Source organism: Neisseria yangbaofengii (assembly GCF_014898075.1).
Classification (GTDB): Bacteria; Pseudomonadota; Gammaproteobacteria; order Burkholderiales; family Neisseriaceae; genus Neisseria; species Neisseria yangbaofengii.
In genome coordinates this window covers 1,576,962-1,597,534 of record NZ_CP062976.1, presented here as the reverse complement: position 1 = coordinate 1,597,534, position 20,573 = coordinate 1,576,962, and the positions used below count along the sequence as shown (strand labels likewise).

Annotated in this window: 20 protein-coding genes and 1 pseudogene; 5 read left to right on the top strand and 16 right to left on the bottom strand. The window is 48.7% G+C overall.

Features of this window, described 5'->3' with window-relative positions; translation table 11 throughout:
- Positions 1-34: 34 nt before the first annotated feature.
- The gene (cls, locus tag H4O27_RS07820) at positions 35-1,528 is read left to right on the top strand and encodes a cardiolipin synthase (RefSeq protein ID WP_165010272.1); all 1,494 of its coding nucleotides are present in this window, start codon (positions 35-37) and stop codon (positions 1,526-1,528) included.
- A gap of 76 nt (positions 1,529-1,604) precedes the next feature.
- On the opposite strand, the gene H4O27_RS07815 is transcribed toward cls, so the two are convergent.
- The 16 genes and pseudogenes from H4O27_RS07815 to iscR all read right to left on the bottom strand — a co-directional run bounded on the left by H4O27_RS07815 (position 1,605) and on the right by iscR (position 14,217).
- Positions 1,605-2,579 (bottom strand): class 1 fructose-bisphosphatase, encoded by a 975-nt coding sequence (locus tag H4O27_RS07815; RefSeq protein ID WP_165010274.1) that lies wholly within the window; start codon positions 2,577-2,579, stop codon positions 1,605-1,607.
- 62 nt (positions 2,580-2,641) lie between these two features.
- On the bottom strand, positions 2,642-3,022 hold the full coding sequence (locus tag H4O27_RS07810; protein ID WP_165010276.1) for a hypothetical protein: 381 nt from the start codon (positions 3,020-3,022) through the stop codon (positions 2,642-2,644).
- 146 nt (positions 3,023-3,168) lie between these two features.
- A complete protein-coding gene (locus H4O27_RS07805) occupies positions 3,169-4,017 on the bottom strand; it encodes a 23S rRNA (adenine(2030)-N(6))-methyltransferase RlmJ (RefSeq protein ID WP_165010278.1) in 849 nt (282 codons plus the stop codon).
- Positions 4,018-4,128: 111 nt separating this feature from the next.
- Positions 4,129-4,959 (bottom strand): KPN_02809 family neutral zinc metallopeptidase, encoded by an 831-nt coding sequence (gene ypfJ / locus H4O27_RS07800; RefSeq protein WP_165010280.1) that lies wholly within the window; start codon positions 4,957-4,959, stop codon positions 4,129-4,131.
- Positions 4,960-5,133: 174 nt separating this feature from the next.
- Entirely contained in the window at positions 5,134-5,643 is a 510-nt protein-coding gene (locus H4O27_RS07795; RefSeq protein WP_165010282.1) for a peptidylprolyl isomerase, read from the bottom strand.
- A 112-nt stretch (positions 5,644-5,755) separates the two neighbouring features.
- On the bottom strand, positions 5,756-7,171 hold the full coding sequence (locus tag H4O27_RS07790; protein WP_165010283.1) for an SLC13 family permease: 1,416 nt from the start codon (positions 7,169-7,171) through the stop codon (positions 5,756-5,758).
- 410 nt (positions 7,172-7,581) lie between these two features.
- A complete protein-coding gene (gene hemB / locus H4O27_RS07785; protein WP_165010285.1) occupies positions 7,582-8,586 on the bottom strand; it encodes a porphobilinogen synthase in 1,005 nt (334 codons plus the stop codon).
- Positions 8,587-8,798: 212 nt separating this feature from the next.
- On the bottom strand, positions 8,799-9,515 hold the full coding sequence (locus H4O27_RS07780) for a DUF6973 domain-containing protein (protein WP_165010288.1): 717 nt from the start codon (positions 9,513-9,515) through the stop codon (positions 8,799-8,801).
- 102 nt (positions 9,516-9,617) lie between these two features.
- Positions 9,618-10,118, bottom strand: coding sequence for a Fe-S protein assembly co-chaperone HscB (gene hscB, locus H4O27_RS07775; protein ID WP_165010290.1), 501 nt, complete (start codon positions 10,116-10,118; stop codon positions 9,618-9,620).
- Positions 10,069-10,422 (bottom strand): hypothetical protein, encoded by a 354-nt coding sequence (locus tag H4O27_RS07770; protein WP_165010292.1) that lies wholly within the window; start codon positions 10,420-10,422, stop codon positions 10,069-10,071. The genes hscB and H4O27_RS07770 overlap by 50 nt, the downstream gene beginning before the upstream one ends.
- Positions 10,423-10,657: 235 nt before the next feature.
- Positions 10,658-10,978 (bottom strand): iron-sulfur cluster assembly protein IscA, encoded by a 321-nt coding sequence (iscA, locus tag H4O27_RS07765; protein WP_165010294.1) that lies wholly within the window; start codon positions 10,976-10,978, stop codon positions 10,658-10,660.
- A gap of 470 nt (positions 10,979-11,448) precedes the next feature.
- Positions 11,449-11,686 (bottom strand): annotated as a pseudogene (locus H4O27_RS13130) (recombinase RecA).
- A 42-nt stretch (positions 11,687-11,728) separates the two neighbouring features.
- Positions 11,729-11,995 carry a DksA/TraR family C4-type zinc finger protein gene (locus tag H4O27_RS07760; RefSeq protein WP_165010296.1) on the bottom strand — a complete coding sequence of 89 codons (267 nt, stop codon included), beginning with the start codon at positions 11,993-11,995 and terminating at the stop codon, positions 11,729-11,731.
- 9 nt (positions 11,996-12,004) lie between these two features.
- Positions 12,005-12,391, bottom strand: coding sequence for a Fe-S cluster assembly scaffold IscU (gene iscU, locus H4O27_RS07755; RefSeq protein WP_165010298.1), 387 nt, complete (start codon positions 12,389-12,391; stop codon positions 12,005-12,007).
- A gap of 119 nt (positions 12,392-12,510) precedes the next feature.
- Complete coding sequence (locus H4O27_RS07750; RefSeq protein ID WP_165010300.1) at positions 12,511-13,725, bottom strand: IscS subfamily cysteine desulfurase; 1,215 nt, start codon at positions 13,723-13,725, stop codon at positions 12,511-12,513.
- Between the two features lie 45 nt (positions 13,726-13,770).
- Complete coding sequence (gene iscR / locus H4O27_RS07745; protein WP_165010302.1) at positions 13,771-14,217, bottom strand: Fe-S cluster assembly transcriptional regulator IscR; 447 nt, start codon at positions 14,215-14,217, stop codon at positions 13,771-13,773.
- Positions 14,218-14,590: 373 nt separating this feature from the next.
- Between iscR and H4O27_RS07740 the strand changes: the two genes are divergently transcribed.
- The 4 genes from H4O27_RS07740 to pflA all read left to right on the top strand — a co-directional run bounded on the left by H4O27_RS07740 (position 14,591) and on the right by pflA (position 20,558).
- A complete protein-coding gene (locus tag H4O27_RS07740; RefSeq protein ID WP_165010304.1) occupies positions 14,591-15,742 on the top strand; it encodes an ATP phosphoribosyltransferase regulatory subunit in 1,152 nt (383 codons plus the stop codon).
- A gap of 16 nt (positions 15,743-15,758) precedes the next feature.
- A complete protein-coding gene (locus H4O27_RS07735; RefSeq protein WP_165010306.1) occupies positions 15,759-17,057 on the top strand; it encodes an adenylosuccinate synthase in 1,299 nt (432 codons plus the stop codon).
- 265 nt (positions 17,058-17,322) lie between these two features.
- Positions 17,323-19,608, top strand: coding sequence for a formate C-acetyltransferase (gene pflB / locus H4O27_RS07730; RefSeq protein ID WP_165010308.1), 2,286 nt, complete (start codon positions 17,323-17,325; stop codon positions 19,606-19,608).
- A gap of 107 nt (positions 19,609-19,715) precedes the next feature.
- Positions 19,716-20,558, top strand: a complete 843-nt coding sequence (gene pflA, locus H4O27_RS07725) for a pyruvate formate lyase 1-activating protein (protein WP_371864804.1) — start codon at positions 19,716-19,718, stop codon at positions 20,556-20,558.
- Positions 20,559-20,573 lie beyond the last annotated feature (15 nt).

Genomic DNA, 20,573 nt, shown 5'->3' with positions numbered 1-20,573 from the left:
TAATCGCCTTATTCTGATTTTCCTGATTTTGGGCATGACTTTTTTAAAAGACATCACTTGGGCGGAAATTTTCGTCGTCATCCACACCGCCGCAGCCTTGGCCTGCATGCTGCGCGTGCTGTACAAACAAAAAAATATCGGCTCGACATTTGCTTGGCTGATTATATTGTTTCTGTTTCCCGTGTTTGGCACCATTGCCTATATTTTAATCGGAGAGCCGCGCTTGGGCACAGCACGCGCCAAACGCAGCGGCGAGATGAACCGCTTTTACGGTGAATTTGCCGATAAATACCTGCATGACATACATCTCGACATCAGCGGCCAAATGAAACCGCATCTTCACGGTATCAGCCAAGTGGCGGCGCACACTACGGGTTTGGGTGCGACGCAAAGCAATGCCATGACTTTGCTGCCCGCCACGGATACCATCATCGACACCATGATTGCCGATATTGAACAAGCGGAAACATCGGTGGTCATGGCGTTTTATATTATTGATGCGCAAGGGCGGATTGAAAAATTATTAGAATCGTTGATGAACGCAGCACAGCGTGGCGTTGATTGCGCGATTTTGGCCGACGGCGTGGGCAGCAGAGATTTTTTAAACAGCTATTGGGTCGGACGCTTGCGTCAGGCCGGCGTAGAAATCGAATGCGCGTTGCCGGTGGGCTTGTTCAAAACCTTGTTCACGCGCACCGATTTGCGCAACCACCGCAAAATTTTGGTGGTGGACAGCAAAATCGGTTACACCGGCAGCTTCAATTTGGTTGATCCCAGCTATTTCAAGCAAGATTCCGGCGTGGGTGAGTGGATTGATGTGATGATGCGCTGCACCGGGCCGATGGTGTTGGAAATGGCGGCGGTGTTTTTTGCCGATTTGGCGGTGGAAGACGATGAAAACCTGCAAGGCATTCAGCAATATTTGAAGCAGCATAAAGACCGTATTCCGCAAATGCTGCCTGAAAAAATGAAACAGGGTAATGTTATCGCGCAAGTGATACCGTCTGCACCCGAGCAGAGCAGCCATGTGATTTACGAAACCATTGTCAGCGCCATTTACGCCGCCACTTATCAAATCACCATTACGACACCGTATTTTGTGCCGGACGAACCGCTGCTGCTGGCTTTAACTTCCGCGGCGAAACGGGGTGTGGACGTGACATTGATTGTACCCGCCAAGATAGATTCGACCATGGTGCATTACGCTTCACGCGCTTATTATCCGATGTTGCTGGAATCGGGGGTGAAACTGGCTTTGTTTGACGGCGGTTTGCTGCATGCCAAAACCATGACGGTTGATGACGATTACGCACTGTTCGGCACCGTCAATATGGATATGCGCAGCTTTTTCCTGAATTTGGAAATCAGCTTGGCGATTTACGACCACGGCATGACGCAGAAAATTTACGATTTGCAGCAAAGCTATTTGGCCGGCAGCCAATATATTTCCGCCGACGAATGGCGGCAACGCTCAAAATGGTGGATTTTGGTGGAAAACGTGGTGCGCTTGATGAGTCCGCTTCTTTAACATTATAAAAGGCCGTCTGAAATTTCAGACGGCCTTTTGATTTCTAGTGATTCAAACTAAATCATCAGCTTAAATATTACGCTTTGTGCAACTCATTAACGCGTTCCACTTCTTCGCGGCTGCCCATAATGACCGACACGCGTTGGTGCAGGCCGGTTGGCCGGATGCTGAGAATCTGTTCCAGCGTATTGCTGGCTGCGCCGCCGCTTTGGGCAAAAATCAGGCTCAACGGGTTGGCTTCATACATCAGGCGCAATTTGCCCGGTTTGCTCGGATCGCGTTTGTCTTGCGGATACATAAACACGCCGCCGCGCATCAAGATGCGGTGGATTTCCGCGACCATGCTGGCGACCCAGCGCATATTGTAGTTTTTACCGCGCGCACCGGTTTCACCGGCCAAAAGTTCATCGATGTATTGCTGCATAGGCGCGAACCAGTGGCGTTGGTTCGACATATTGACGGCAAATTCTTTGGTGGCGGCCGGAATCTGCGGATTTTCTTGTGTCAACACAAATTCGTTTTGTTCATTCAGGGTAAACACAAATACACCGTGTTTTAAAGTAAACACCAATTGTGTCTGCGGGCCGTATAACACATAGCCGCTGCCGACTTGGTCTTGGCCTTTTTGCAGGAAAGATTCGGTGTTTAACGCGCCTTCAGGTTTGGCCAAAATCGAGAAAATGGTGCCGACGGAAATGTTGACGTCGATATTGGATGAACCATCGAGCGGATCGAAGAGAACCAAATAGCCGCCGTTGTCGTTGCAGGCGACAAACGTGTCTTCTTCTTCGCTGGCCAAACCGGCGACATTCGGGTTGCTTTTCAATACATCAATCAACACGTCATTGGCGATGACATCGAGTTTTTTCTGGTCTTCGCCTTGCACGTTGCCCGTGCCGGCCATGCCCAATACGCCGGCCAATGCGCCCAAGCGGACTTTACCGCTGATGTCTTCACAGGCGGAAACGACGGATTGCAACACGCTGCCTAATTCGGCGGGTACGTCGTTTTGTTGCAGATGTTGCGGTAAAAATTGCGCTAAAGTAGTCATGTTACACTCTTTTCTTCATAAAAATCATGGAATTTTGGTTTCAGACGGCTTAATACTCATCTTTATTGTGACGGCGTAATTTCCGAAGCCACGGCTGATGCAGCTTCAGGCCGGCTGATGCTTTCTTCCGCACAGGCCATTGCGGCGCTGTTGAGTTTGTCGGTGAGTTCGGGGCTGATTTTGCCTGCAAGCATGCCGGTTAAGTCTTGCATAGAAACGCTGTCGAATATTTTACCGGCAGTACAGTCGCAGATTTGGCGGACTTTTTTTTCCGATACGGCTTGCGGCACGCGGCTGACGCATTGCTCGGAAACCGCGCTGATAAAGCCCTTGCGCATTTGCCCGTTGACGGCTTTAGAAACAGGGGTGTTTTCCGAACCGCCGCATGCGCCCAACCAGAACGGGGTAAGGGATAAAGCAAGTAAATAAAGACGTGGGCGCATGATATAGAGCCGTCTGAAAAGATGTAGTTAATTGTAATGGAAAACGCAGGCATATGCCATCTTTAACAATTGGCGGGTAATGTAGTGAATCCACTATATAAAGATTAGCCGTCTAAACGGTTCAGACGGCCTGAAATCTATAGGATTTATTTAATTTGATAATCCAACACAAATTTCGCCTCTTGGTCTTGCGCCAAAATATCGGTAAGCGCAGGTAGGTTGTTTTGCAGCTGCCCGGCCAAAAGATAAGGCGGATTGATAATAAACATACCGCTTCCGTGCATGCCGAAGCCGTCGGCGCGCGGTGTGTGGACGTGTAATTCGGCATGCAGGTAATTTTGCGGCGAAAGCTTTTGCAATTGTTCCGGCAATTTGCGGCTTTCCTCTCGGCTCAAACATGGATACCAAACCATGTAGCAGCCCGACTCAAAGCGTTTTTGCGCTTCTTTCAGCGTTTGCACCACACGCCGGTAATCCTGTTTTTCTTCATACGGCGGGTCAATCAGCACTACCGCGCGGCGGGTCGGTGGCGGCAGCAGGGCAATCAAACCTTGGTAGCCGTCGCCTTGGCTAATGATGATGCCTCGGCGGCTTAAGCGGGCTTCGCGCATATTGTTTTGCAGATGTTGAAAATCGCTCGGATGCAGCTCGAACAGGCGCAGCTTGTCGCTTTCGCGCGTGAGTGCTTGCGCCAGCCAAGGCGAGCCGCAATAAAGATTTTGTTGCGGCAGAATATGTTTCAGACGGCCTGTGAATTCGGCCAGCCCGTTGGGCAGCTTTTGTGCTTGGTTGAGCAGGCTAATGCCTTGTTTGTATTCACCGACTTTCTGTGCTTTGTTGCTGCCTAAATCATATAAACCGGCACCGCTGTGGGTATCGATGTACCAATAGGGTTTGTCTTTGCGGTTGAAATATTCCAAGGCGAGAAACAGGGTGAAATGTTTGAGTATATCGGCATGGTTGCCGGCATGAAAGGCGTGGCGGTAGCTGAGCATGGTGGCCGTCTGAAAAATGAATAAAAGACAAGATTATAGCAAACTTGGTGCGAAGAATTTCAATAAAAGGCCGTCTGAACGATTCAGACGGCCTTTTTCAAAGTAAGAAAATCAATTGGTGGCGAAGGTATTGCATTGGTTGATGTCGCCGCTGTCGATACCGCGTTTCAACCATGCCATGCGCTCGGCAGATGAGCCGTGGGTGAAGCTGTCGTGTACGACATAGCCTTGCGATTGTTTCTGCAGGCGGTCATCGCCGACGGATTCGGCTGCCAGCATGGCTTCTTGCACGTCATTGGTGTCGAGCAGGTTTTGATTGATGGAATCTCGCGCCCAAATACCGGCGAAGCAGTCGGCCTGTAATTCGAGTTTCACCGATAAAGCATTGGCTTGGGTTTTGCTTGAGCCGCGTTGCGTTTGGGTGACTTGCGGCAAAATACCCAACAGGTTTTGCACGTGGTGGCCGATTTCGTGGGCAATCACGTAGGCAAAGGCAGCATCACCGGAAGCACCTAATTTGGTGCGCATGTCTTCATAAAACGACAAATCCAAGTAAACGGTTTGGTCGCCCGGGCAATAGAAAGGCCCCATTGCCGCTTGGCCGGTACCGCAGGCGGTGGATGTGCCGTCGGTGTAAAGTACCATTTGGGCCGGACGGTATTGCTGACCGTGTCGGGCGAAAATTTTGCTCCAGGTTTGCTCGGTATCGGCCAAGACAACGCGTGAGAGTTCGTTTAATTGCCTTTCCAGTTTGTTGTCGAGCGTGGATTGCTGGCTCATGCCCACGCTTGGGGTGCCGACCAAACCGGATAAGTCGATACCGTAATAAGCGCCTACCAGTAATACGATGATGCCGATGATGCCGGGCGTTTTACCGCCGCCACCGCTTCTGCCGCGGCGGTCTTCTACATTTGAGCTTTGTCTGCGCCCTTGCCATTTCATGTGTCGATTCCTTATGATGTCATGGTTTTTCTGCTTATTATACGTGACAATTGAAAATTCTGTTAGCGTGAAAATGAGCGGATGATGATTTAAATTTAATACGTGATCATGTGCTTTTAAACAGATAATAAAAATGCCGTCTGAAAAGTTCGGACGGCATAAATCAATCAATGATTAAACTGCTTCGGCTTTGGTGATGATCACCGCTTCGGTCGGTACATCATCGTGGTAGCCGTGGCGTTTGGTGGCGACACTTTCAATTGCGTCCACAACATCAAAGCCTTCAACCACTTTACCGAATACGGCATAGCCCCATTCTTGCACCACATTGCGGCCGTGCATTTCTTTTGAACGGTGGTTCAAGAACGCATTGTCGGCGGTGTTGATGAAAAATTGCGCGCTGGCAGAGTGCGGGTCGGAAGTACGCGCCATAGCGATGGTGTATTTGTCGTTAGACAAGCCGTTGTCTGCTTCGTTTTGAATAGGTTCGCGGGTGTTTTTCTCGCTCATGTTTTCATCCATGCCGCCGCCTTGAATCATGAAGCCTTTAATTACGCGGTGAAAAATCACGCCGTTGTAGAAGCCTTCTTTAACGTATTGCTCGAAGTTGGCCGCGGTAACCGGTGCTTTGTCAAAATCCAATTCGATTTTGATGTCGCCTTTGTTGGTGTGCAGAATAATCATGGGATTCCTTTCGTTAAATATCTTTCAAAAAATGGAGTGTAACAGAGAAAATTCAAGGCCGTCTGAAAGAATTATTTTCAGACGGCCTTGAATCAAGAGGTTAAGCAATTGCCTACATCAATATGAAGTATGCCCAGAAAGTCACTAAGAATATACACAAGATGTTGAGTAAGAGACCGACATTCATCATTTCTTTCTGGCGAATCAGGCCTGTGCCGAACACAATCGCATTTGGCGGAGTGGCCACCGGCAGCATAAATGCACACGACGCACCGATACCGATGACGAACACCAATACCTGCTCGGGTAAGCCCATTTGCGCCGCGATGGTGGCAAAAATCGGCACCAACAGTGCGGCAGAGGCAGTGTTGCTAGTAAATTCAGTCAGAAAGATGATGAACGTAGCCACCACCAGAATTACCACCAGCGGATGAGAGCTTGAGAAAGTGGCCGCCACTTGCTGGCCCAAAGCCAATGAGGCGCCGGATTGTTGCAGTAATGCGCTCAAGCTGATACCGCCACCGAAGAGCATTAACACGCCCCAGTCGGTATTGCGGGCAACTTCTTTCCATTGCGCCACACCGAATACCACTACCGCAATCGCGGCCATCAAGGCAATCACGGTATCCGGGTTGGCGATACCGAATGCAGCCTTAATTTTCGAGCTAAAAATCCACGCGCAAGCGGTTGCCAAGAAAATCAGCAGAGCGATAACGCGGTGTAAGGTCCATGGAATGACTTCGGCTTTAACTTCAACGCGATCATGTAAATTCGGTTTGAGAATGATAAACAAAGACAGCAGCATCAGAGGCAGAATCAACAGCATCATTGGCAGACCAAGTTTCATCCACTCGACAAAGTCTAAATCCAATGCTTTGGCGGCAATCATGTTCGGCGGCGAACCGACTACCGTACCCAAACCGCCGATGCTGGCGCAATAGGCGATACCCAGTAACACGAAAACGAAGGTTTTGCGGTCTTTTTCTTTATCCAAGTGATCCATCATGCCCATGGCCAACGGCAGCATCATTGCGGCGGTGGCGGTGTTGCTGATCCACATCGATAAAAATGCGGTCACGCCGAACAGCATCAACACTGCGGCTTTCATGTTGCCGCGAGAGAGCATCAGCAGGCTGACGGCAATTTTACGATCAAGGCGCTGCATATGCATGGCAGTTGCCAAAGCAAAACCACCGAAGAAAATATAGATGGTTGGGTCGGCAAAACCGGCCATGGCTTTTTTGATGTCCATTTCCGGAAACGCCAAAATTGCACCGGCCACCGGTACCATCAGCGCGGTAATGGTAATGTGCACCGCTTCGGTAAACCACAAAATCGCCACGAAAAGCAGCAAAGCCAAGCCTTTGTTGGCATTGGTTTCGTAAGGCAGAATGTGGTAAATGCCGTAGCAGAGTAATGCAGCCACCAGCGTGATAATCAGGCCTTTAAAGTCGGTAATCGGCTTTTGTGCGCTGAGCAGCTCGACGTTTTCCGCGTGTTCGGATTTGTCTTTTGCATGTAAATCCATACTGCGTTCCTTTGTAAAATTGAATTGAAAAAGACGGAGATTCGGAAAGATTATTTTATTATCAAGAACTTAATTTTATTACTTAGGTTCGAAATAATAGTAATAATTGAATAGAAGTATATTTGTAATTGAAGATAGTGTAAATATAATGTAAAGCATTTTTAGCGATAATTTGAGTAGATTAATTTTTTATTCAGGATAAACAAAGGATTTATTTTGGAGAAGTATTTTTGAAATAAAACAGTCTCCAATAAGATTTAAATGTTAAAAAACAAGATTGAATCAGTTAAGCTGCGTTGGGTAATTCAATCGTTAGCAATGCTAATGATGTGAAAAAGGCCGTCTGAAACATCAAGCAGAACCCTGCTTGATGTTTCAGACGGCCTAAATTATCAAATGAAATATTTGCCTTATTTTGCACGCAGCATTTTAGCGGCTTCAATGGCGTAGTAAGTCAAAATGCCATCGGCACCGGCGCGCTTGAAGGCGAGCAAACTTTCCAAGATAACTTTTTCACCATCCAGCCAACCATTTTGAATCGCGGCTTGCAACATCGCATATTCGCCGGATACTTGGTAAGCATAGGTTGGTACGCCGAATTCATCTTTCACGCGACGAACCACATCCAGATAAGGCATGCCCGGTTTTACCATCACCATATCCGCACCTTCCTGCAAATCCAAGGCAACTTCTTGCAAGGCTTCGTTGGTGTTGGCCGGATCCATTTGGTAGGTTTTTTTATCGGCATTGCCCAAATTACCCGAGCTGCCGACTGCATCGCGGAATGGGCCGTAAAATGCAGAAGCATATTTGGCAGAGTAGGCCATTATGCGGGTGTGGATGTGGCCGGCATCTTCTAAGGCTTCGCGAATCGCCATAATGCGGCCGTCCATCATGTCTGAAGGTGCCACCACTTGCGCCCCTGCATCTGCATGGCATAAAGCTTGTTTGACCAATACTTCGATGGTTTCATCGTTCATCACATAACCATCGGCATCGGTTAAGCCGTCTTGACCGTGGATGGTGTACGGGTCAAGCGCGACATCGGTCATGAGGCCCAATTCAGGAAATTTTTCACGCAGCGTGCGCACCACGGTCGGTACTAAACCTTCAGGATTGTAGGCTTCTTCAGCCAATTCGGTTTTGTTTTGCGTCACCACCGGAAACAAAGCCAACATCGGAATGCCCAAATTCAAAGCTTCTTCAGCGGTGAACAATAATTTATCCAAGCTTTGGCGCTTTACGCCCGGCATAGAGGGTACACTTTCTTCCGCGCCTTCGCCTTCCAGCACGAAAACCGGATAAATCAAATCATCGGCCGTCAAAGTATGCTCACGCATCAGACGGCGGGAAAAATCATCTTTACGCATACGGCGCATGCGGGTCGCAGAAATAAAGCGGGATGGGAAATTCATGTTTTAACCTTTCTGTGAAAACGCTGTTGCCGAAACCGATAACGTTTCAGACGGCCTTGAGTGGTGCAACAGCCTGAGCTTCGTGTGATGTTTAAAAGCTCAATTTCGGATACGGCATTAGTGTACGCCGATTTGTCGGTCGGCAGAAGTGCAGCTACTGAAAAAATCACGGGAGCCTCTTTAAAGGCTCCCGCTGAAATGTGAAGGCTTGATTAATCTTGAACCTTGCTAATCGCTTGCACCGATTTGGTGATGTCGCGCAATGCGCCGGAAGAATATTTGCGTTGTTCTTCCGCGGTCATGCCGTCTGAATTTAAAGGCGCCAAATTGGCGAGGGCTGTTTTGTATTCGGCTTGACTCAATTTATTTTGGCTGATGCGCCAAACCTTACGCCCCTGGTCTTTTGCCGGATTAGCCGTCCACAATCCGACTTTATGATAGTAGAACAAAACGCCGTGGGCTAGGGTTTTCATGTCGGCATTCGGTTTGCCGCTGCCGATACTGCGGCCGATGCGGTTATTGCGTAAATCAACGGCTTGGTCGGCGGCGAGGCGGCTGTAATAATCTGTTTTACCTTCGCGCACATCGGTGTCATTCAGGTAGGCGTTGCCCGCGCGTTCGGCGATATTGCTGTCAAATTTTGAGGCAATCGCTGCTTGCCAAAGCGTGTGGCGTACCGCATTCACTTGTGTACCGCGCCCATCGCCATTGGCTTGATTGTCTAAGCCGGTGCGTTGTGACAGGCGCACGGCATTGCTGGTGATGTTGGTGGATTTTTTATCTTGAACGCCGATGGCCTGTGCGGCAACGGGGTGGTTGATAAAAAATTGGGCGATTTTGCTGCGGCGGCTTTGGTCATCTTGATAACTTTGACAACCGGCCAGCAATAAACCGTTTAAGGTCAGAATGAGTAATTTAGTATGTGTCATGATAAAAATGATGTTGTTTTGATATTGTTTTCAGTGTTTAACATAAAAATATATCAAATCGCAAAAAAAATTTCAGACGGCCTCATTTTGCCTATCAACGGATTATAAAGCAGCAGCGATTTCGCTACGCAGTTTATTCAGAAAACGACCGTGGCGCACCAATTGAGCGGCGTTGTCGTAATCTTCTTTGGCAAATGCGCTGTTGAGTGCGGCGAATAGTGATTGTTGCTCGTTTCGAACTTCTTCATCTAAAACAGCAATTGCTGCTTGGTTTTGTTCCATTTGCGCGTCCATTAAAGTTTCGCGCCATTCCATTTGCTGCATCAAAAATTCCGGTGCGAAAGCCGTGTGTTCCGGTGCATCGGCTTCGATATTTTGCGCTTTCAATAGGCAGGAAGCGCGGTCAATCGGATTTTTTAAGGTTTGGTAAGCTTCGTTGATGGTGGCAGACATCATCACGGCCTGTTTTTGCTCGAAAGCGGATGCCGCGGCAAATTTGTCGGGGTGAAAACGCGCCGCTAAATCGCGATAGGTTTGTTCGAGCTTTTGTTCATCAAGATCGAATCGGACAGGCAGTTGGAATAGGTCGAAATATTGGTTCATGATGAAAAATCATACAGCCGGGGCGGTGCGGCTGCTTTCTGTTTAAAAAGTGGAACAGGCGGAAAGGTTTTTTTCCGGCGGCAATGTCGGCTGCTAATTGCTGCAATTCGGCAGCATAGGCACTTTCTTGCCGGGTATCTCGTGCCATTTTCACGATGCTGCTCTTGGCTTCACGTGCGATTGATAATTGGGCGCTTGACGCAATTAAGCCAACATATAAACGCTTTCTGGTGGCGGAATTTATTGTAAAACCAATCAGATTTATACACCAAAACACAGGCTGATTCGCCAGATTTTGCTCCAATGCTTGCTAGTCCCGGCTTTGGAAGCTAAGCAGGCAATCTTCGGCTTCCAATAAGCCGCAATCTTCCCAATGGTCGCGCGAATAATGTTGGCTTTGTAAAAGTATTTAATTTGATAAATATAACGCTATACCCGTAATATAAATGGTTTTTAATATTTAAAGAGCGTAGCGCGAGTAATGCCGAATAAATACTTTAATTTAACCAATTATAATTATTTCGATAGTGGGCGTTGGTTCAAACGTGAAAGCTTTCACCGCAGCCGCAAGAATCTTTCACATTCGGGTTTTCAAATTTGAAACCTTCCTGCAAGCCTTCTTTGGTGTAATCGACTTGAGTGCCGTCCAAATAAACCAAACTTTTCGGATCGACGAATACTTTTGCACCAAAGGCTTCATAAACGGTATCCATGGCATCGGCTTCATCGACAAATTCAAGATTATAAGCCATGCCCGAGCAGCCGCTGGTTTTTACACCCAGCCGTACGCCCAAGCCTTTGCCGCGTTTGGTCAGGTAGTTGTTGATATATTTGGCTGCGTTTTCTGTGATGGTAATCATATGCTTTTTCCTTATTTCGCAATCGTTGTCTGTTTGCCTGTATTTGTGTCCGGACGACCTTTGCCTTTTTTCTTCCGGGGTGTTTGAAAACATTGTTTCGTCCGCCCCTTGCGGGCGGAAACGGTAGCCCGTGCCTGAAGGTTTTTCCCCACAGGTCAAACAGGTTCGTTTTGCACCCTGTTTCAAAACATTATCCGAATCCGCCGATACCCGTCCGGTAACATCGTCCAAGCCTATCTGGGCTAAATGCTGCAAGACGGTTTTGCCTGTGCCTTTACAGGGGAAATGCACTTCCTTGCCGGCAAGGGCATTCCGCCTTCTTCGGTTTTGTGGCAGAGGTATTTTGTATGCGCCACCCGCTGAAGTTACCGGTTTGATCCAGAGCGGGAAACGTCTGCGGGCAGAGATGCCTGCCCTACGATTTTTTTGCAGACAGCCTTTATGATATGGGTTTCTAGACCGTCTGAAAATTAATTTTGTACCTTGACCCATTCTACCGCTGCGGTAATCGCCGCTTTGGCTTGCGGGCTGGTTTTCCGGCAGGTTCAACCGGTTAACGCCGCACCTTACTGCAAAATATCGACCGCATCTGCGTCGGTGGGTTTGGCGGTGCCGTCCCAAGCCCATTTGCTGCAAGTGTTGCACAATGGTTTTGCCCACGCCTTTTTGTGCCGGCAGGGATTGCCGTTGTTCGGGAGTAAAGGGCATGGCAGTTGCCTTTTTCCAAATGTGCCGGTGCTTTCAGACGGCCTATTTCAATTGGCTGTCTTTGCTGCCGCGCCGGTTATAGGCTGCCTGAAAAGACTGCTGTTTGTCGGCTTCTTCTTGGCAGGCAATACATAATTGTACGCCCGGCAAGGCTTGGCGGCGGGCTTCGGGAATCGCTTCGCCGCACTCGGCGCATTCGTGCGCGCTTTCGCCTGCGGGAAGATGTTGCCGGACCAAAGCCAGTGCATCTTCCAGCGATGCTTCGATTTGTTCTTGCTCCGCACCGTCGGGTGCCCAACCGCCTGCCATATTGCTGCCTTATTCTGCGCCTTTTTTCTTTTTGTAGTCCGAAACCGCCGCTTTGACTGCATCTTCCGCCAAAATGGAGCAGTGGATTTTCACGGGCGGCAGTTCCAATTCTTCGGCAATCTGGCTGTTTTTGATTGCCAACGCGTCATCGAGGCTTTTGCCTTTTACCCACTCGGTAATCAGGCTGGAGGATGCAATTGCCGAACCGCAGCCGTAGGTTTTGAATTTTGCGTCTTCAATGATGCCCTCGTCGTTCACCTTGATTTGCAGGCGCATTACGTCGCCGCAAGCCGGTGCGCCGACCATGCCGGTGCCGACGGTGTCATCACCTTTATCGAAGGTGCCGACGTTGCGTGGGTTCTCGTAGTGATCGATTACTTTATCGCTGTATGCCATGATGTGGGTTCCTTATCTTTTGCTGTGATTGTTCTTGAGGCCGTCTGAACGGGATGAGTAAATTTTGTTTCATCGCCTGATGGGTAACGCGTTTCAGACGGCATGTTGAGATAATACGACTAATGTGCGGCCCATTCGATGGTATTCAAGTCGATACCGTCCAAATGCATTTCCCACAAAGGTGAGAGTTCGCGCAATTTGTCGATTTTCGATTTGATCAATTCGGCGGCATAGGCTACTTCTTCTTCGGTTGTCATGCGGCCAAAGGTAATGCGCAGGGAAGAGTGCGCCAATTCATCGTTGCGGCCAAGTGCACGCAATACGTAAGAAGGCTCCAATGAAGCTGAAGTACACGCCGAACCGCTGGATACGGCCAATTCTTTCACTGCCATAATCAGGCTTTCGCCTTCGACGAAGTTGAAGCTGACATTCAGATTGTTTGGCACACGGTGTTCCAAATCGCCGTTGATATACACTTCTTCAATGCCTTCAATGCCTTTTAAAAACACATCGCGCAATTTCAGATAATGGGCAGTGTCCTGTTCCAATTCTTCTTTGGCCAAGCGGAAGGCCTCGCCCATGCCGACGATTTGGTGGGTCGCCAAAGTGCCGCTGCGGAAACCGCGTTCGTGACCGCCTCCGTGCATTTGTGCTTCCAAGCGCACCCGCGGTTTGCGGCGAATATACAGGGCGCCGATACCTTTAGGACCATAAACTTTGTGGCCGGACATAGACAGCAAATCCACTTTAGCCGCTTCAACGTCAACCGGAATTTTACCGCAGGCTTGAGCAGCATCGACGTGAAAAATGATTTTGCGTTCGCGGCAGATTTCGCCGATGGCCGGAATATCTTGTACCACGCCGATTTCGTTGTTGACCCACATCACTGAAACCAAAATGGTGTCTTCACGGATAGCGGCTTTCAAAACGTCCAAATCAACTAAGCCGTTTTCCTGTACATCCAAATAAGTCACTTCAAAGCCTTGGCGTTCCAATTCGCGCATGGTATCAAGCACGGCTTTGTGTTCGGTTTTAACCGTGATTAAGTGTTTGCCTCTGCTTTTGTAGAAGTGAGCTGCGCCTTTGATGGCCAAGTTGTTGGATTCGGTGGCACCGCTGGTAAACACGACTTCTTTCGGGTCGGCGTGAATCAAAGCAGCGATGTTGGCGCGCGCTTCTTCAACGGCTTCTTCGGCTGTCCAGCCGAAGCTGTGGCTGTTGGAAGCAGGATTGCCGAATAATTCGGTCAAATAAGGAATCATTTTGTCGGCAACGCGTTTGTCAACCGGTGTGGTAGCAGCATAGTCTAAATATACGGGGGTTTTAACGGACATGGTTTGCTCTTTCTTTATTATATATTTATATATCGGGTAATTTGTTTAATGGATGTGCGTAAAGGTAACGACTTTGCCGTCATTTTCAGTATGCTTTTTCTCAATAATGCTTTGCAGGGTGACGCTGCTCAAGTAATTGTTGATGGTTGTATTGAGATTTTCCCATAAATCATGCGTCAGGCAAGGAGCACCGTGATGGCAGTTGGCTTTGCTGCTGCACTGGGTGGCGTCAAGCTTATCTTCGGCTGCTTCGATAATTTGGGCGATATTGATTTCAGAGGCAGGGGCGGCCAGAATATAACCGCCGCCCGGGCCGCGCAAGCTTTCCACCAATTGTGCACGACGCAACTTGCTGAAAAGTTGTTCGAGATAAGAGAGCGAAATACTTTGCCGTTCGCTGATGGCGCTTAGCTTAACGGCACCGCTTTGTGCGTTCATGGCCAAGTCGATCATAGCGGTCACGGCAAAGCGGCCTTTGGTGGTTAGTCTCATGGTATGTGCCTGTGTGTGGCTTTTTTATCATGGGTTAATTTTCTAATATCTGAGTAGTTTAGTCAAGTATGTGGTGCGGCATGGTGATTGTTTGTTTTAATCGCAGCATTGATTTCTTTCAAATAGCAATGGATATTAGAATTAAGCAACGGATATGAATAGGCCGTCTGAACATTTCAGACGGCCTTAGAAGATTGAAAAGCAACTGCACAAATGTAATTTTTGTGTTAAAGTCTGATTTTAATAACTTGATGGTTTGCGCCATCATCAGGGGCTGTTTAAATTTAAAATCAGGATACACGGGAAGGCCGCAATAGGCTGTCTGATTTTAAGCTTAAGCAGCCTTATTTATGTTTACAAAAGGTACACAATCATGCAATCTTGGCAATTACCCGAGCATGTTGCCGATGTTTTGCCGACAAATGCCCGCCAATTGGAAAGCGCACGCGAGCAGTTGTTGGCTTTATTCCGCGTGCACGGTTATGAATTAGTGCAGCCGCCGCTGATGGAATACAGCAATTCGCTGCTCACCCACATTGATGCGGGCTTATCGTTGAAAACCATTCGCGTAGCCGACCAAATCAGCGGTCGCCAATTGGGTATCCGTGCAGACATTACCCCGCAAGTGGCGCGTATCGATGCGCACCTGCTTTCTGCTAATAACGGCATTAATCGTTTGTGTTATGCCGGTTCGGTGTTGCATGCGCGCCCTGACGGTTTTTTGAAAACGCGCGAGCCTTTGCAAGTGGGCGCAGAGCTTTACGGCTTTACCGATATTGCAGCCGATATTGAAGTCGTTGATTTGATGCTCAAGAGCATGAAAATTGCCGATTTGGGTGAATTGTTGCTGTCTTTGGGACATGTCGGCGTATTCCGTGCTTTGGCGCAGGCGGCGCAATTGAATGAAGAGCAGGCGGCACGATTGTTGGCTCTGATGCAGGATAAAGATGCCCAAGCGGTTGCCAACGAAGTGAAGGCATGGAAACTGGACGGTATGTGGGCTAAAGCCTTTACCTTGCTGCCGGCCTTATATGGTGGCCGTGAAGTTTTGGCTGAGGCGCGAGCAAAATTACCGGATTTGTTTGCTGTCGGTCAGGCATTGGATGAATTGCAAGCGATTTGCGATGCCTTCCCGGAACAAAACGTACACATCGATTTATCAGAATTGCGTGTTGATAATTACCATACCGGTCTCCTGTATGCCGCTTATGGTTCAGAAAGCCATGATGCCGTAGCGCGTGGCGGCCGCTATGACGGATTGGGCGAATATTTCGGGCGTTCGCGTCCGGCAACCGGATTTAGTTTTGACTTACGCAGCTTTATCGGCCGCCTGCCGAAAATCGACCGCCAATCAGTAGTGATGGTGGCGCAGGAAGATGCGCAAAAGGCCGGGCAGGCGATTGAAGATTTGCGTGAACAAGGGCAGTGTGTGATTGTCGATTACGGCATGGAGCACAATGGCTCAAAAGATATTGCAGGCCGTCTGAAAGAAATCGACGGTGAGTGGAAAATAATTAATTTTTAGATCAGGATTTTGATTTATGGCTAAGAATGTTGTCGTAATCGGCGCGCAATGGGGCGACGAAGGTAAAGGTAAGATTGTTGACTGGTTGGCAGAAGAAACTACCGGTGTGGTACGTTTCCAGGGCGGTCACAATGCAGGCCACACTTTGGTAGTGGGCGGTAAAAAAACCATTTTGCGCCTGATTCCAAGCGGTATTTTGCATGAGCAACTGGATTGCTTCATCGGCTCGGGTGTAGTGGTTTCACCGGAAGCATTGCTGGGCGAAATCGACGAATTGAACGCCGCCGGTGTGAAAAACGTAGAAGGCCGTCTGAAAATCGCGCCGACTGCACCTTTGATTTTGCCTTACCACATTGCCTTGGATAAAGCACGCGAAGCGTCTCGTGGCAAAGATAAAATCGGCACCACCGGTCGCGGTATCGGGCCTGCTTATGAAGATAAAGTGGCCCGCCGCGCGATTCGTGTAGGTGACTTGTTGAATCTGGACAAAATCCCTGAAAAATTAGAGGCGGTTTTGGCTTACTACAATGTTCAGTTGCAACATTTGCATGGTGCCGATTCGGTGAAAGCGGAAGATGTGATGGCGGTGATTGAAAAAGTAGCGCCACGCATTGTGCCGATGATTACCGATGTATCGCGCGTGTTGAACGATAAATCACAAGCCGGTGAGAAATTGCTGTTTGAAGGTGCGCAAGGTACTTTGCTCGACATCGATTATGGTACTTACCCGTTTGTCACGTCATCTAACTGTTTGGCCGGTGCTGCTTCTGCCGGTGCTGGTGTAGGCCCGCAAATGTTGGATTATGTGTTGGGCATCGTGAAAGCGTATACCACACGCGTGGGCTCTGGTCCGTTCCCGACAGAATTGTTCTGCGAAGTGGGTGCGGGTTTGGCCGAGCGCGGTCATGAATTTGGCTCGGTAACCGGTCGTGCACGTCGTTGCGGTTGGTTTGATGCGGCGGCTTTGAAACGTTCGATTCAGGTAAACGGTATTTCGGGCATGTGTATCACTAAATTGGACGTGATGGACGGTATCGAAGAAATCAATATTTGCGTAGGCTACGAATTGCCTGACGGCAGCAAAACCGACATTCTGCCTTGCGGATCGGATGCGGTGGAATTGTGCAAACCGGTTTTTGAGACCATGCCGGGCTGGACGGAATCGACTTTCGGCGTGAAAGAATACGATGCTTTGCCGGAAAATGCCAAAGCCTATTTGCAGCGCATTGAAGAAATCTGCGGTGCGCCTGTGGCGATTGTTTCGACCGGCCCTGACCGTGAAGAAACCATTGTCTTGCATCATCCGTTTGCTTGACAGGCCGTCTGAATATTCAGCCCTTAAAATCAATAAGATTTTAAGGGCTGAATTATTTTATTTTACGCTGGTTTTGAGAAAATTTCAGAGTATTCTAAATGTAGTTTTAAGTAGCTGTAATGGGGTTTGATATACATCAATCCGGATTAAATAAGTAGTTTTATTTCATGTTTATTTCTATCTATTCGGATCAAAAAGTGATACCCTTAGCATATAGATTATCTAGTTTGTTTTGTTTTTACTTTATTTAAAACAGGAGTTTGATATGTCTGCTGATGTACAAGAACGCCCGTCAGGTTGGGAAGGCTTTGTAGGCGGTGACTGGGAAACCGGCGTAGATGTTCGTGACTTTATTCAGAAAAACTACACACCTTACGAAGGCGATGCCTCCTTCTTAGCGCCAGCCACTGAAGCCACTAATAAACTGTGGGCGGAAGTGATGGAAGGCATTAAAGTCGAAAACCGCACCCACGAGCCTTACAAAATCGATGCGCAAGTGGTTTCCGGTATTACCAGCCATATGCCGGGTTATATCGACAAAGACCTAGAAACCATCGTCGGCCTGCAAACCGATGAGCCTTTGAAACGTGCCATCATGCCGTTTGGCGGCCTGAAAATGGTGAAAGATGCGTGTAAGGTTTACAACGTTGATTTGAACCCTGAAGTTGAAGAAATTTTCACCAAATACCGCAAAACACACAACCAAGGCGTGTTTGACGTGTATACGCCTGATATCCGCCGTTGTCGCAAATCAGGCGTGATTACCGGTTTGCCGGATGCCTATGGCCGTGGCCGCATCATCGGCGACTACCGCCGTGTTGCTTTGTATGGTATTGATTTCTTGATGAAAGACAAACTGAATCAATACAACTCATTGCAAGCTGATTTGGAAAACGGCGTGAACTTGGAAGAGGTCATCCGCCGCCGTGAAGAAATCAATGACCAATACAATGCCTTGGCGCAAATGAAAGAAATGGCCGCGTCTTATGGCTACGATATTTCTAAACCGGCTACCAATGCACAAGAAGCAATCCAATGGACTTATTTCGCTTATTTGGCTGCTGTGAAATCACAAAACGGCGCCGCCATGTCGTTTGGCCGCGTATCTTCATTCTTGGATATCTACATCGAGCGCGATTTGCAAAAGGGTTTGATTACCGAAAGCCAAGCGCAAGAATTTATCGACCATTTGGTGATGAAACTGCGTATGGTGCGCTTCCTGCGTACCCCTGAATACGATCAATTGTTCTCAGGCGACCCGATTTGGGCAACCGAATCCATCGGCGGTATGGGCTTGGACGGTCGTACCTTGGTGACCCGCAGCAACTTCCGCGTATTGCATACCCTTTACAACATGGGGCCTTCGCCAGAGCCGAATATCACCATTTTGTGGTCTGAGCGGTTACCGCAAGGCTTTAAAGAATTTTGTGCCAAAGTTTCGATTGACACTTCATCGGTGCAATATGAAAACGATGATCTGATGCGCCCCGACTTCAACAGCGATGACTATGCAATTGCCTGCTGTGTGAGTCCGATGGTGATCGGTAAACAAATGCAGTTCTTCGGTGCGCGTGCCAACTTGGCCAAAACCTTGTTGTACGCAATCAATGGCGGCGTAGACGAAAAATCAAAAGAGCAGGTTGGTCCTAAATCCGAACCGATTTTGGATGAAGTATTGGATTTTGATACCGTATTTGCCCGCATGGATCAATTCATGGATTGGTTGGCGACCCAATACGTGACCGCTTTGAACATTATCCACTACATGCACGACAAATACTCATACGAAGCCGCATTGATGGCCTTGCATGACCGTGACATCATCCGTACCATGGCTTGCGGTATTGCCGGTTTGTCCGTGGCAGCCGATTCACTGTCTGCGATTAAATATGCTAAAGTGAAACCGATTCGCGATGAAAACGGTGTAGCGGTTGATTTTGAAATCGAAGGCGAATATCCGCAATTCGGTAACAATGATGACCGTGTCGATGAAATCGCTTGTGATTTGGTAGAACGTTTCATGCGTAAAGTCGCCACCCACAAGACATACCGCGATGCGATTCCGACTCAGTCCGTGTTGACCATTACTTCCAATGTGGTTTACGGTAAGAAAACCGGTAACACCCCGGACGGCCGGCGCGCCGGTGCGCCTTTCGGCCCGGGTGCCAACCCTATGCACGGCCGCGATGTGAACGGTGCGGTTGCTTCGTTGACTTCGGTAGCGAAGTTGCCGTTTGAATTCGCCAAAGACGGTATTTCCTACACCTTCTCGATTGTGCCGGGAGCCCTGGGTAAAGACGAACGCTCACGCGAGCGCAACTTGGCCGGTTTGATGGATGGTTATTTCCACCATGAAGCCGGTGAATTGGAAGGCGGCCAACACTTGAATGTTAACGTGCTGAACCGTGAAACCCTGCAAGATGCGATGGAAAATCCGGATAAATATCCGCAATTGACCATCCGCGTATCCGGCTATGCCGTGCGTTTCAACTCATTGACCCGCGAGCAACAGCAAGATGTGATTACCCGTACCTTTACGGAAACCATGTAATCTGAGAATGGGTTGTGAACACAATGCCGGATGATGAGTCCGGCATTGTGTTTATTCGTTGAACCGCATGTTTTCAGACAGGCACCGTCTTCATATATCCGGACAAGATTATGCAAACATTCACCATTACCCCCGAACAGCAAGCCAAAGACATCAAACCCCGTATCCGTGCCAAAGTCGATAGCGACGCAGGGCATCGCCATTATCAGGGCAAAGGCATTGTGCATTCTATCGAATCGTGTGGCACGGTCGATGGTCCCGGCTTGCGTTATGTGTTGTTTCTGCAAGGCTGTCTGATGCGTTGCCTGTATTGCCACAACCGCGATACGTGGGATTTGCACACCGACAAAGCCCAAGAATTAACGGTTGGACAGGTGATGAAGCAGGTGATGTCTTACCGTCATTATCTGCGGGCAACCGGCGGCGGGGTAACGGCAACCGGCGGCGAGCCGCTGCTGCAATATGAATTCGTGCGTGATTGGTTTACCGCCTGCCGCGAACACGAAATCCATACCTGCTTGGATACCAACGGTTATGCTTTGCACTACGATTCGATTCTGGATACATTGCTGGATCATACCAATTTGGTGATGCTGGATTTGAAACAGATTGATCCGGATATTCATAAAGTGCTGGTCGGTATTCCCAATACCAAAACATTAAACTTCGCCCGCTATCTGGCCGAACGCAGGCAGCCGACGCGCGTGCGTTATGTGATTGTGCCGGGCTATACCGATGATGAACGCTCGGCCAATCTGTTGGGCGAATTCATCGGCGGCATGGACAATATCGAAACTGTTGAGCTTTTGCCCTATCATGAATTGGGCGCGCACAAATGGGCGTTGTGCGGCGATGAATATAAATTGACCGGCGTGCATCCGCCGCTAAAAGAAACTGTATTGAAAATCAAGGAAATATTGGAAGGCTACGGTAAAAATATTATTTACTGATTGTTTGTTTTCTTA